This is a genomic window from Amycolatopsis echigonensis (assembly GCF_014174495.1).
Taxonomy (GTDB): domain Bacteria; phylum Actinomycetota; class Actinomycetes; order Mycobacteriales; family Pseudonocardiaceae; genus Amycolatopsis; species Amycolatopsis echigonensis.
The window spans coordinates 1-13,160 of the sequence record NZ_JACJHR010000026.1 but is presented as its reverse complement, the minus strand read 5'-3'; the positions used below and the strand labels follow the sequence as shown (position 1 = coordinate 13,160).

12 protein-coding genes are annotated in these 13,160 nt (G+C 69.4%); 2 read left to right on the top strand and 10 right to left on the bottom strand.

Features of this window, described 5'->3' with window-relative positions; genetic code table 11:
• Positions 1–301: 301 nt before the first annotated feature.
• Together glpK and H5411_RS19310 are read right to left on the bottom strand one after the other, a co-directional pair.
• Complete coding sequence (glpK, locus tag H5411_RS19315; protein ID WP_183124547.1) at positions 302–1,810, bottom strand: glycerol kinase GlpK; 1,509 nt, start codon at positions 1,808–1,810, stop codon at positions 302–304.
• A gap of 22 nt (positions 1,811–1,832) precedes the next feature.
• On the bottom strand, positions 1,833–2,579 hold the full coding sequence (locus H5411_RS19310; RefSeq protein ID WP_101440797.1) for an MIP/aquaporin family protein: 747 nt from the start codon (positions 2,577–2,579) through the stop codon (positions 1,833–1,835).
• Between the two features lie 213 nt (positions 2,580–2,792).
• Here H5411_RS19310 and H5411_RS19305 point away from each other — a divergent pair, with 213 nt between their 5' ends.
• Positions 2,793–4,562 (top strand): glycerol-3-phosphate dehydrogenase/oxidase, encoded by a 1,770-nt coding sequence (locus H5411_RS19305; RefSeq protein ID WP_101435851.1) that lies wholly within the window; start codon positions 2,793–2,795, stop codon positions 4,560–4,562.
• Positions 4,563–4,596: 34 nt separating this feature from the next.
• Here H5411_RS19305 and H5411_RS19300 read toward each other — a convergent pair whose 3' ends face one another.
• The 6 genes from H5411_RS19300 to H5411_RS19275 all read right to left on the bottom strand — a co-directional run bounded on the left by H5411_RS19300 (position 4,597) and on the right by H5411_RS19275 (position 9,726).
• The gene (locus H5411_RS19300; protein ID WP_312878442.1) at positions 4,597–5,130 is read right to left on the bottom strand and encodes a GNAT family N-acetyltransferase; all 534 of its coding nucleotides are present in this window, start codon (positions 5,128–5,130) and stop codon (positions 4,597–4,599) included.
• 111 nt (positions 5,131–5,241) lie between these two features.
• Positions 5,242–6,519 (bottom strand): sensor histidine kinase, encoded by a 1,278-nt coding sequence (locus tag H5411_RS19295; protein WP_183124544.1) that lies wholly within the window; start codon positions 6,517–6,519, stop codon positions 5,242–5,244.
• A complete protein-coding gene (locus H5411_RS19290; RefSeq protein WP_101435848.1) occupies positions 6,504–6,899 on the bottom strand; it encodes a DUF1707 SHOCT-like domain-containing protein in 396 nt (131 codons plus the stop codon). The genes H5411_RS19295 and H5411_RS19290 overlap by 16 nt, the downstream gene beginning before the upstream one ends.
• Before the next feature lie 8 nt (positions 6,900–6,907).
• Positions 6,908–7,456 (bottom strand): DUF1707 SHOCT-like domain-containing protein, encoded by a 549-nt coding sequence (locus H5411_RS19285; RefSeq protein ID WP_183124541.1) that lies wholly within the window; start codon positions 7,454–7,456, stop codon positions 6,908–6,910.
• 54 nt (positions 7,457–7,510) lie between these two features.
• Positions 7,511–9,304 (bottom strand): acetyl/propionyl/methylcrotonyl-CoA carboxylase subunit alpha, encoded by a 1,794-nt coding sequence (locus H5411_RS19280; protein WP_183124539.1) that lies wholly within the window; start codon positions 9,302–9,304, stop codon positions 7,511–7,513.
• 101 nt (positions 9,305–9,405) lie between these two features.
• Positions 9,406–9,726 (bottom strand): SAV_915 family protein, encoded by a 321-nt coding sequence (locus H5411_RS19275; protein WP_101440796.1) that lies wholly within the window; start codon positions 9,724–9,726, stop codon positions 9,406–9,408.
• A gap of 29 nt (positions 9,727–9,755) precedes the next feature.
• Between H5411_RS19275 and H5411_RS19270 the strand changes: the two genes are divergently transcribed.
• Complete coding sequence (locus H5411_RS19270; protein ID WP_183124536.1) at positions 9,756–10,484, top strand: hypothetical protein; 729 nt, start codon at positions 9,756–9,758, stop codon at positions 10,482–10,484.
• Positions 10,485–10,526: 42 nt separating this feature from the next.
• Here H5411_RS19270 and H5411_RS19265 read toward each other — a convergent pair whose 3' ends face one another.
• Positions 10,527–11,873, bottom strand: coding sequence for a dicarboxylate/amino acid:cation symporter (locus H5411_RS19265; protein WP_183124534.1), 1,347 nt, complete (start codon positions 11,871–11,873; stop codon positions 10,527–10,529).
• A gap of 103 nt (positions 11,874–11,976) precedes the next feature.
• Positions 11,977–12,588 (bottom strand): Maf family protein, encoded by a 612-nt coding sequence (locus H5411_RS19260; RefSeq protein ID WP_101435844.1) that lies wholly within the window; start codon positions 12,586–12,588, stop codon positions 11,977–11,979.
• Between the last annotated feature and the right edge of the window lie 572 nt (positions 12,589–13,160).

Sequence of the window (13,160 nt, the reverse complement as noted above, 5' to 3'; positions counted from 1 at the left end):
CCCGAGGTGATCGGGCGCGCTGCCTGGCGGGAGTTGTCGAGCGCGGTGCGGGGCTGAGCTGCGTCTGGTGGCGTTGGCTGCCTGGTCGAGCGGCTAGCTGTCGCTCGAGCCTGCGGTGTATCGGACCGCATCTTGCCGGGCTGGTTGTGGAGCCCGGCCCGGTGATGCGGCGGCGCAGAGTCGGGCAGCCACCTACCGGCTGGCTGCCTCGTCCCCACGCACAGGCCACAAAAGCCAGTGAGGGGAACCCCGCAGGAAGCCAGTTCCCGCAGGGTTCCCCTCACCGCTGCTCAGGCCGGGATCAGTCCTCCACCCAGTCGAAGGTCTTCGTCACCGCCTTCTTCCAGTTCCGGTATTCCTTCTCCCGCCGGGACTCGTCCATCGACGGGTCCCACTGCTTGTCCTTCGCCCAGTTCGTGCGGATGTCGTCCTCTGACTCCCAGAACCCGACTGCCAGCCCGGCCGCGTAGGCCGCGCCCAGTGCGGTCGTTTCGTTCACCACCGGGCGGATGACCGGCACCCCGAGGATGTCCGCCTGGAACTGCATCAGCAGCTCGTTCACGACCATCCCGCCGTCGACCTTGAGCGACTTCAGCGGGACACCCGAGTCGGCGTTCATCGCGTCGATCACCTCGCGCGACTGGAACGCCGTCGCCTCCAGCACGGCCCGCGAGATGTGGCCCTTGTTCACGAACCTGGTCAGGCCGACGATCGCGCCTCGTGCGTCGGAACGCCAGTACGGGGCGAACAGGCCCGAGAACGCCGGCACGAAGTACGCGCCGCCGTTGTCGTCGACCGTTCGGGCGAATTCCTCGATCTGGGCAGCCGAGGAAATCAACCCCAGGTTGTCCCGCAGCCACTGCACCAGCGAACCGGTGACCGCGACCGAACCCTCCAGCGCGTACACCGTGTCGTTCGAGCCGATCTTGTAGCAGACCGTCGTCAACAGGCCGTTTTCCGACAGGACCTTCTCCGTGCCGGTGTTCAGCAGCACGAAGTTCCCGGTGCCGTAAGTGTTCTTGGCTTCACCGGGCGAGAGGCACGCCTGGCCGAACGTCGCCGCCTGCTGGTCGCCCAGAATTCCCGCGATCGGCACTTCGGCCAGGGCCCCGCGCGGACGAACCTTGCCGTACACCTCCGACGACGACCGGATCTCCGGCAGCATCGACAGCGGAATGCCCATCTCCGCCGCGATGTCCTCGTCCCACTGCAGGGTGTCGAGGTCCATCAGCAGCGTGCGCGACGCGTTCGTCGGGTCCGTCACGTGGACGCCGCCGTCGGTGCCGCCGGTCATGTTCCACAGCACCCAGGTGTCCATGTTGCCGAACACCAGGTCGCCCGCCTCGGCCCTGGCCCGCGCGCCCTCGACGTTGTCGAGGATCCACTTGATCTTCGGGCCGGAGAAATACGTCGCGAGCGGGAGACCGGTCTTCGACCGGTAGCGCTCCTGGCCGCCGCCGAGCGCGCCCAGTTCGGAGGCGATCTTGTCGGTGCGGGTGTCCTGCCAGACAATCGCGTTGTACACCGGCTTCCCGGTCTTGCGGTCCCACACCAGCGCCGTCTCGCGCTGGTTGGTGATGCCCACAGCGGCGATGTCGGTCGGCCGCAGGTCGGCCTTGGCGAGCGCGCCCGCCGCGACCGCCCGGGTGTTTTCCCAGATCTCCTCGGCGTTGTGCTCGACCCAGCCCGCCTTCGGGAAGATCTGCTCGTGCTCGCGCTGGTCGACCGCGACGACACGGCCGGAGTGGTCGAAGATCATGCAACGCGTCGACGTGGTGCCCTGGTCGATCGCGGCGACATATGAAGTCATGGATTTCCTCCAGGAAAGGGGATCAGGTCAAGTTGTGCACGCCGAGCCACACCACCGCGGCCAGCGCCGCGCCGACCAGCGGCCCGACGACCGGCACCCACGAGTAGCCCCAGTCGGGGTCGCGCTTGCCCTTGATCGGCAGCAGGAACGCGTACGCGAGCCGCGGGCCGAGGTCGCGGGCCGGGTTGATGGCGTAGCCGGTCGGCCCGCCGAGCGAGATGCCGATCACCAGCACGACGAACGCCACGCCCGCGTAGCCGAGCGCCGCGTTGCCGAAGTCCGGCCCGGTCGAGGCGTTCTTGTAGACCGGGTTGAACAGGATCCAGCCGACCAGCACGAAGGTGCCGATGATCTCGGTCACCAGGTTCCACGCCTTGTTCCGGATCTGCGGGGCGGTGGAGAAGATGCCGAGCGTCTCCTCGGGATTCGGGTGGTCGTCGAACTGCAGTTTGTAGGTCAGCCAGCACAGCACGGCGCCGAGAATCGCGCCGAGCATTTCCCCGATCAGGTAATACGGCACGACCGTCCACGAAACCTTGCCCGAAATGGCAAGCCCCAGCGTGACCGCCGGGTTGAGGTGCGCGCCGGTCGGCGCCGCGATGCTGGCCCCCGCGAACACCGCGAAGCCCCACCCGAAGGTGATGAACAGCGTGCCGGCTTGAAAGCCGTTGTTCTTCCGCAGCACGACGTTGGCCACCACGCCGTTGCCCAGCAACAGGAGCACTGCTGTGCCCAGCAGTTCCCAGACGATGATCGCGCCCGGACTCAGACTCTGACTCACGCTCTCCGCACCTCCACACTGGACAGTCTGTGCAGGGCCGATCACGTCCGGCCACAGCCTCGTCGCCGACCCCAGTCCGCGGCACGTTACCGGTGCGTACGCTCGCAATCCATAAGCCGGGCGAACCAATGTGACCATGATCGTCATGGGTTCCGCCACACGTGTCACCTCGGGGTCAGCGGACGATCACGCAAGCGTGCGATGCTGGGGAAGGTGGAGCACGAGGAGGAACGAGTGGTGACGAATCCGCGCAGCGGCAGCGACCCGGCCCAGCTGGGTCCGGCGGGCCGGGAGGAATCCTGGCGGCGCTTCGGCGACGAGACCTTCGACCTGGTCGTGATCGGCGGCGGCGTCGTCGGCGCGGGCACGGCGCTCGACGCGGCGACCCGCGGCCTGCGGGTGGCCCTTGTCGAGGCCCGCGACCTGGCGTCCGGCACGTCGAGCCGGTCCAGCAAGCTCTTCCACGGCGGCCTGCGTTATCTCGAGCAGCTCGAGTTCGGACTGGTGCGCGAGGCGCTGCACGAGCGCGAGCTGATGCTGACGAAGATCGCGCCGCACCTGGTGAAGCCGGTGAGCTTCCTGTACCCGCTGACGCACCGGATCTGGGAGCGTCCGTACACCGCCGCCGGGCTGCTCATGTACGACACGATGGGCGGCGCCCGGTCGGTGCCGGGCCAGAAACATCTCACCCGCGCGGGTGCCCTCCGAATGGTCCCCGCGCTCAAGCGGTCGGCGCTGATCGGCGGCATCCGGTACTACGACGCGCAGTCGGACGACGCCCGGCACACGATGACCGTCGCGCGCACCGCCGCGCACTACGGCGCGGTGGTCCGGACCTCCACTCAGGTCGTCGGCTTCCTGCGCGAGGCGGACCGGATTTCCGGCGTGCGCGTGCGCGACGTCGAGGACGGCCGCGAGACCGAGATCCACGCCGGAGCCGTGGTCAACTGCACCGGGGTGTGGACCGACGAACTGCAGCGGCTGTCCGGCGGCCGCGGCCGGTTCCGCGTGCGTGCCAGCAAGGGCGTGCACATCGTGGTTCCGCGCGACCGGATCGTGTCGGAGTCGGGGATGATCCTGCGCACCGAGAAGTCGGTGCTGTTCGTGATCCCGTGGCGCAACCACTGGATCGTCGGGACCACCGACACCGACTGGAACCTCGACCTCGCGCACCCGGCAGCGACCAAGCACGACATCGACTACCTGCTCGAACACGTGAACTCGGTGCTCGCGACGCCGCTGACGCACGACGACATCGAAGGCGTGTACGCGGGTCTGCGGCCGCTGCTGGCCGGAGAGAGCGAAGAGACGTCGAAGCTGTCGCGCGAGCACGCGGTGGCGCGGGTCGCGCCGGGACTGGTCGCGATCGCGGGCGGCAAGTACACGACGTACCGGGTGATGGCGGCCGACGCCGTCGACGCCGCGGTGGTCGACCTGCCGGGCCGCCCGCCGTCGTCCATCACCGACAAGGTCCCGCTGCTCGGCGCGGACGGCTACCACGCGCTGGTCAACCAGGCCGACCACCTGGCCGCGGAGCACGGGCTGCACCCGTACCGCGTGCGGCATCTGCTCGACCGCTACGGCTCGCTGGTGCACGAGGTGCTGGCGCTCGCGGCGGACCGGCCGGAGCTGCTCAAGCCGATCGAGTCGGCACCGGACTACCTCGGCGTGGAGGTCGTGTACGCGGCCAGCCACGAGGGTGCGCTGCACCTGGAGGACGTCCTCGCGCGGCGCACGCGGATCTCCATCGAGTACGCCCACCGCGGCGTCGACTGCGCCGAGCAGGTCGCCCACCTGGTGGCCGGCGTGCTGGGCTGGTCCGAAGAGGAGACCAAGCGCGAGGTCGAGGTCTACCGGGCGCGGGTCGAGGCGGAGCGGGATTCGCAGCTGCAGCCGACGGACGAGTCGGCGGACGCGCTGCGGGCCGCGGCTCCGGAGGCCCGGGCGGGATTGATCGAGCCGGTCAGCTGAGCTTTTCCTCGTGAGTGCCGGGAAGCACCGGCGCTCACGAGGGCTTCAGCACCCAGCGGATGAGCGTTTCCCCGGTGGGCGAGGGCCGGTCTTCGGGTCCGACGCGGGTGAACCCGGCCCGCTTCGCGACGACCTCGGACGCGGTGTTGCTTTCGTCGTGCCGGTAGGCGATTTCATGCAGGCCCAGACGGGCGAACCCGAACTGGATCGCGGCCGAAAGCGCTACCGCGGCGATGCCTTTGCCCCGTTCGGCGGGATGCGTCCACACCGACGCCTCGGCGGTGCCGAAGCGGAGGTCCAGATCGCGCAGGCCGACCTCGCCGAGCAGCCGGCCGGTCGCCGGTTCGGCCACGGCCCACGAGCAGCGCTCGTCGCACGCCCACTGCGCGGCGCGCAGCGTCACGTACTCGGTCGCTTCGTCGGGCGTGCGCAACCGGTAGTTCAGCACGTACCGCCGATGCTGCGGGTCCGCGAACGCCTCCATCAGCGCGGGCCGGTCGTCGAGATGCCGGTCCGCGCGCAGTTGACGCAGGTAGTACGCGCCCGCGTTGATTTCCACGGGTTCCACGACTCGAGCCTAACCGTCCGGAGGCGCGAAACGGCTGCGTGTCGCGTCACGACCGGGGTGGACGCAGGGTGAAATTTGTGCCGGGTGGCAGCGTTCGGATGATTGACGGACTCAAGCGGTGCCGGGCGAGGAGATCGCTGGGAACTCCGCGTGCACGGCGGTCCCTTCCCCTCGCGCGGACTCGATGGTCAGCGAGCCCGCGACCCGTTGCACGCGCTGGCGCATCGCTTCCAGGCCGAAGCCGGTGCCGTCGCCGCGGTCGCCGGGGGCGAAACCCTTTCCGTCGTCCCGGACATCGAGCATGACCAGGTCGCTGGTGTAGGTCAGGGTGAGGCCGATCCGGTTGGCGCGCGCGTGTTTTTCCGCGTTGGCCAAGGCTTCCTGCGCCACCCGGTACAGCGCTACTTCCAGCTCCGGCAGCAACGGCCGCGCGTCCCCTTCGACGTCGGCGGTCACCTTGACGCCGGAGGTGTCGGACACTCGATTCGCCAATCCGGCCAACGCTTCCGGCAGGTGCGAATCCGCCAACGGCTCCGGTCGCAACGCCTGAACCGCTCGACGCGCCTCGGTGAGACTGTCCTTCGCCAGCGTGTGGACGTGGTCGAGATGCCGTTGCCGATCCGCGGCTTCGGTGGCCCGGTCGGCGGCCTGCAGTTGCGTGACGATTCCGGTCAATCCCTGAGCGACAGTGTCGTGAATTTCGCGAGCCATTCTCTGTCGCTCGTCGAGCACCCCTGCCTCTCGGGCTTGGGTCAGCAATTGCGCATGCAGTGCGGCATTTTCCGTCAACGCCGTTTCCAGCCGCGCGTTCGACTGTGCGAGTTCTTCGTTGGTACGACGGCGTCGCTCGTTCTCCGCACCGACGAACCACGCTGCATACAGAATCGGCCCGACGATCGAAACCGCGGTGATCCACGGTGGCGACGGTTGCCAAATTCCCTTGGCGAGCAACGGAACCACTGCCGTCGCGGCCGCCGCGAAAATGCTCCACCGCGTCGGGAACAACACGAACGCGATCGGGTAGCCCACCGAGGCAAAAGCGGTGAACGGGTCCAGGCGGGAGGTGAGCACGGTCGCGGCAGCCAGCAGCACGACGAAGAATCCGATGGCCAGCCACGGTTTTTGCGTGCGCCGCGGGAAAACCGGGATCAGCAAGAGGAGCCACAGTCCGCTCGCCGCGGCGAGAAGCAGAGTGGTGCGCCAGTGCGCGGGGTCGCCGTGCGGCTGACCGGCGGCGATGAGCGTGCACACCGCGAGCGCCAGAATCCCGACCCCGGCGAACACCGGGCCTGCCCATCGTTCGGCCCTCGGATCGACCGAACCCGGCCGCAACCCCATCATCGGGCTGAGCCGCGGTGTGCGTTCTGGCGGGCTCAGCGCCGCCGCCATCCGCTGAAGAGGACCAGCAGCAATGGCAGCGCGAACACGATCAGCAGCCGTCCGCGCGTCAGGACGAGCACGATGACCGCCAACGCGATCGACAGCGGCAGCGAATACCGCATCACGAACGCGCCGAGCCCGCCGCCGTCGTTGCCGTTGCGGGCGGACGGCACGACCGGTTCCGGCCGGGCAGTGGCCAGCAACGCGCTCGGGCGCGGCGAAGGCAGGTCTTCGAACAGCGGCACCAGTTCGCTCACCAGCTTGGCTGACGTGACCTTCGCCGAGCGGCTGCCGTATTCGTCGATGTCGAGGCGTCCGGTGCGGACGTGCTCGGAGAGGACGTCGAGCGCGTCCTGGCGTTCGGCGTCGCTCAGCCGCAGGTCAGCCATGGTCCGCCTCAGCGGTCCAGCCGGCGCTGGCGCCGGTGTTCGTCGCGCATCGCCCGGAACTCCTCGCGGCGTTCCCGATGCCGGTCGTGGTGGTGATGGTCATGGTGCTCGAAACCCTTGCCCCAGAGCGCACGGCCGACCGCGGTGAGCGCGATCGGCGCGAAAATCACCGGCCAGCCCGCGGTGCCGGTGGCGATCAGGGCGATCGCCGCGACCCACACCAGCGGGGTCAGGGCGGCGACCGCGCGTTGCGCCGGCGACCATTCCGGCTGCCGCACGGCCACCTCTCCGGACGCCGCGGGCTGCACGGGCGCCGGCGTCGCGGCCGGTGAGGGCGCGGCAGTCGCTCCCGCACCGAACACCGGATGCGGCACCGGAAGGTCGGTGAACAACTCGCCCAGCTCGCCCCGGGTTTTGGCCGCGGTGATCCGGGCGGATCGTTCGCCGAACTCGTCGATGTCGATCCGCCCCGCGCTCATGTGCTCACCGAGCGCATTCAGCGCGGACTCTCGCTCCTGGTCGCTGATCCGCAGCTGCGGAGACGGAACCTCAGTCACGTAGTCGATGGTAGGCCGCGCGAGGGCGCGGCACCCACGACATTCAGCACAACTTCAGTCCTTGAGCTCCAAGAGTTGCGTTCCCTGCGTGACCGCGGAGCCGATCTCGACCGAAAGCCCGGTGACGGTGCCCGCTTTGTGCGCGGTTACCGGGTTTTCCATCTTCATCGCTTCCAGCACCACGATCAGCTCGCCCGCTTCGACCTGCTGGCCTTCCTCGACCGCGATCTTCACGATGGTGCCCTGCATCGGCGCGGTGACCGCGTCGCCGCTCACCGCTGCCTTCGCGCCGCCGGCCCGCTTGCGCGGCTTGGCTTTCGTCGCCGCGGGCGCGCCGCCGCCTTCGAGGGCGAACCCGCCCGGCAGCGAGACCTCGAGCCGGCGTCCGCCGACCTCGACCACGACGTTCTGCCGCGGCGCCTCTTCCTCGGCCTCGATGTCCGGGGCGACGAACGGCTCGATCTGGTTGTCGAACTCGGTCTCGATCCAGCGGGTGTGCACGCTGAAGCCGTTTTCGTCGCCGATGAACGCCGGGTCGTTCACGATCACCCGGTCGAACGGCAGCACCGTGGCCATGCCCTCGACCTCGAACTCGGCCAGCGCGCGACGGCTGCGCTCGAGCGCGTTCTGCCGGTCCGAACCGGTGACGATCAGCTTGGCGAGCATCGAGTCGAACTGGCCGCCGACCACGCTGCCGGCTTCGACACCGGAATCGACGCGCACGCCCGGACCGGACGGGGCGACGAACTTGGTGACGGTGCCCGGCGCGGGCAGGAAGCCGCGGCCGGCGTCCTCGCCGTTGATGCGGAACTCGATCGAGTGGCCGCGCGGCGTCGGGTCCTCGGTGATCCGGAGCTTCTCGCCGCGCGCGATGCGGAACATCTCGCGGACCAGGTCGATGCCGGTGGTCTCCTCCGACACCGGGTGCTCGACCTGCAGCCGGGTGTTCACCTCGAGGAAGGAAATGGTGCCGTCCACCGCGACGAGGTACTCGACGGTGCCCGCGCCGTAGTAGCCGGCTTCTTTGCAGATGGCCTTGGCGGACTCGTGGATCCGGGCGCGCTGGTCGTCGGACAGGTACGGCGCGGGGGCCTCTTCCACCAGCTTCTGGTGGCGGCGCTGCAGCGAACAGTCGCGGGTGCCGACGACGATCGCGTTGCCGTGGTGGTCGGCCAGCACCTGCGCCTCGACGTGCCGCGGCTTGTCCAGGTAGCGCTCCACGAAGCATTCGCCGCGGCCGAACGCGGCCACCGCCTCGCGCGTCGCGGACTCGAACAGCTCAGGGATTTCCTCGCGGGTACGGGCGACCTTCAGGCCGCGGCCGCCGCCGCCGAACGCCGCCTTGATCGCGACCGGCAGGCCGTGCTCGTCGGCGAACGCGATGATCTCGTCGGCGTCCTTCACCGGCTCCTTGGTGCCGGGCACGAGCGGCGCGCCCGCGCGCATCGCGATGTGCCGCGCGGTCACCTTGTCGCCGAGGTCGCGGATCGACTGCGGGCTCGGCCCGATCCAGGTCAGGCCCGCGTCGAGGACGGCCTGGGCGAATTCGGCGTTCTCGGAAAGGAAGCCGTAGCCGGGGTGGACCGAGTCGGCACCGGACCGCTTGGCGGCGTCGAGGATCTTGTCGATCGCGAGGTAGCTCTCGGCCGCGGTGGTCCCGCCGAGGGCGAACGCCTCGTCGGCGAGGCGCACGTGCGGAGCGTCCCGGTCCGGGTCCGCGTACACGGCCACGCTCTGCAGGCCCGCGTCCTTCGCGGCCCTGATCACGCGAACCGCGATCTCGCCCCGGTTCGCGATCAGGACCTTGGTCACCGGACCGCCTGTGCTCGCGGTGTCCTGCTCGCTCACCACATACCTCCCGTGCCCGTCGCCGCGCTGCTGGTCAACCGGGAGTCTACGGACCAGGGCAGGGCCTGGATTGAGAGGTGGACCACCCAGTTCGGTCCTGTTTATACCCGTCCGGCCGGAGCCTGATGCCGCAGTTCGGCCGGTAGTTCGGAGTCCAGCACGATGACGTCGTAGGGGTTGACCTGGTGCACCAGCGCCAGGTTCTCGGTGTTGACCAGGATCCACGGCTGGTGCTCGCCGCAGCAGTCGACGAGCCGGTCGAGCGCGGTGAAGGCGACCAGCGCGGTGCGGCCGTCGGGAGTGCGGCGGAGTTCGACGTTGGCTCCGGTCTGGCCGTCGGTGGTCGGGCCGGCGGGGCCGGTCGGCAGGTAAAGGGCCGGGGGCAAATTGGGGTTCGTCACTCCGACAACATAGACGGACACGGTGTGCAAGGTCGCTTACAGTCTCGGATATGCGGACTTGGCCGAAGCGCGTCCCGCGATCCGCGCTGCTCACCTCCGTTCTGGCGGCGGTGGTCACGGCGGCGGCGCTCGTCGTGGTCGTCGTGCTGCGCCCGAAGCCGGACGGCGCCGTCACCATGGCGCCGCGCGAGCCCGATGCGGCTCCGGTGGACGGATCGTCCTCGACCTGCGGGAACGGGCCCTGTCGGCAGGTGGCCGCGGTGAGCGTCGGCGGTACCCCGGTCGTGTTGCTGGCCGACGCCGCGGGCGGATCGGGCCGGGTCCAGGTCGGGCAGCAGCCGGGCACCGAGTTCGAACTGGCGATCACGAGCATGGGCGCGAAGCTGACGGCGACTTCCTTGCGCTGCATCGACGGGTCGACCGCCGCGTGCCTGATCCGCGGCGACGCGGCCGGCGGCTCGTACGGCGAACTGCTCACCGAGTCCGGCGGGGCGTGGCGCGACTACGGGAAGCCGTATTTCTCCGATGCCGGTTCGCTGTCGCTCTACGACGTGAGCCAGGACGGCCGTCCGGACGTGATCGTCGTCCGGCACGAATGCCCGGAGGCGGTCTCCGGCACGCCGCGCTGCGAGGCGGCTCCGGTGGTGGGCGAGGTGTACGAACTCGACGGCGAGGTGATGGGCTGCACGAGCACCGTCACCGCGCCGTCGAATTTCCGCGGCTGGCCGGACGTAGAGCTGAGGAAATCCCAGCTGCGGCGTTGTTCCAGCAACTCGTGAGCGGCGATCCCGGTTCTCCCCGGGATCGCCGCTCACGAGGCGTCAGGCGGTGACGGGCCGGGCGGCGCTGCCTTCGTCGCGGTGGTTCGGGCGAGCGGTCTGCGTGTCGAGGATTTCGTCGTCGAGCAGGCCCTCGCTGCGCGCGACGATCGTCGGGACCACGATCTGGCCCGCGACATTCGTGGCGGTGCGCATCATGTCCATGATCGGGTTCACCGAGTAGATCAGCGCGATGCCGAGCGCGACCTGCTTGGCGTCGAGACCGATGAACGCGGTGGTCAGGGTGAGCGCGGTCAGCCAGCCGGTGGTGCCCGCGGTGGCCAGCGCGCCGACCACGGCGACGACCACGATGCCGACGTACTGGCCGAAGCTCAGCGGCACCCCGGCGAGGTTGGCGATGAAGATCGCGCCGATCGCCGGGAACACGGCGGCGCAACCGTCCATTTTGGTCGCGCTGGCGAGCGGGGTGGCGAAGGCGGCGTAACCGGGGTCGACGCCGAGGTTCACCGCGGACTGCCGGGTCAGCGGCAGCGTCGCCGAACTCGACTGCGACGCGAACGCGAACTGGATCGCGGTGCCTGCCTTGGCGAAGAACGTCAGCGGGCTCACCTTCGCGACGAACCGCAGCAGGATCGGGTAGACGACGAACAGGACCAGCAGGCAGCCGACGTACACCGCGAGCGTGGTCGACAGCAGCGGGCGGAACAGCGCGTCGCCGTAGTTGGAGACGGCGGCGCCGATCAGGCCGATGATGCCGAGGGGCGCGAGCCGCACGATCCAGCCGAGGTAGCGCTGAACGATTTCGAAGACGCTGGTGGTGAACTCGACGAACGGCTTCGCCTTGTCGCCGAGGCTGTAGGCGGCCGCGCCGATCACGACGGCGAGGAAGAGCACCTGGAGCGTGCTGCCCTCGGCGAAGGCGGAGAAGAAGTTCTCCGGCAGCAGGCCCTTGATGAAGGCGTCCCAGGAACCCCAGTGGCTCATGCTCTTCGCGGCCTTGTCGGCGTTCTTCGCGGTGGCCGCGACGCCCTCGCCGAGCCCGCCGGAGCCGGGGTTGAACAGCTTGCCGATCGCGATCCCGATCAGCGAGGCGATGAACGACGTGATCGCGAACCACAGCACGGTCTTGCCGCCGAGCCGCGCGGCGGTGCGGCCGCCGCCGAGGCCGCGGAGGCTGTTGATGCCGACCACGATCGCCGTGAAGACCAGCGGGATCACCGCGATCTGCAGCAGGGTCGTGAAGATCGTGCCGATGTGGTCGAGGGTGTCGGTCAGCCAGCCGGCTTCAGTCGTCCGCGCGAGCACGCCGAGGCCGGCGCCCACGACAAGCGAGCCGAGTACGGCCGCGGCGAACACGCGCGGCTTGGTGTACGTCCTGACAAAGGACATGTGCCACCCCAGAGAGGTCGAGAGTTTCCGCTGGCCCGGGTGCGGGCCGGGATCGACTTTCCCTGATCACTCGTCCGAGTGACACATCGTCCCAATATGTGAACTACTTCCACATTTCGGTGACGCTGACGCCCACCTCGGCGAGGAGCTGCCGAAGCAGCGGAAGACTGATCCCGATCACGCTGGACGGGTCCCCCTCGACACCCTCGACGAACCACCCGCCGAGCGCGTCGAGCGTGAACGCCCCCGCGACGTGCAGCGGTTCGCCGGTGGCGACGTAAGCGTCGATCTCGGCCTGCGTGGGGTTGGCGAAGTGCACGGTGGTGGACCGGGTGCCGGAGGCTTCCTTGGTGCGCTGCCCGCCGTCGATCCGGACCACCGTGTGCCCGGTGAGCAGGACACCGGAGCCGCCGGCCATCCGGGCCCAGCGCTGCTTAGCGACCTCGGCCGTGGCGGGCTTTCCGACCATCTCGCCGCCGATGGAAAGCATGGAATCGCACGCGACGATCACGGCGTCCGGCTCGGAGACCATCTCGACGACGGCGTTGGCCTTGGCTTTGGCGAGAGCCAACACGAGTTCGGCGGGTTCGGGATCGGTGAGCGCAGCCGCGACGGCGTCCTCGTCGACACCGGACACGACGACCGCCGGATCGAGACCGGCGCTGCGCAAAACGGCGAGGCGGGCGGGGGACTGGGAGGCGAGGACTAGACGCACGTGCGAACGCTACCTCGGTGGGGCGCGGTGCTGGGCCGTGACCCGGTGCCGTGTTGGGCGGCATGTTTCGCGGTGCGCTGGCTGCCGCTGCCCTCGGTCGCTTCGGTGCCGACGATGGTGTGCGGCTCGGTGATGGACACGAGCAGCTGGTCGCTGTGCGATCTGGGGCGGAGTGGGTTTGGTGCCTGGGTCGCACAGCCGGTCGCTTCTGGGCGACGAGCATGCATGGCGGGGTTCGGACTAGCTCGGCAGGGTGGGTGCTTGGCGGGTTCAGAGTTGCTCGGCGGGGTGGGTGCCTGGCGGATTGGGGGTTGCGGGCGGGGGTGTGTTTCTGTCGGGCTGGGGTTGCAGGGTGGGGCGCGTGCTTGGCGGATGGGGGTTGCGGGGGCAGCGGGTGACCTTGTGGCTGCAGATGTGGAGACCGCCGCGTGGGTTGGCGTTGTGCTGCAGTCGGAACATCTGATGCCGCGTGGTGTGAGGCGTGTTGGGGTCGCGCCGGTTTGCCCGTTGCCGGCCGGGTGAGGTGTGTGGGCTGGGTGTCCGGCGGATGGGGGTTGCGGGGGCAGCGGGAG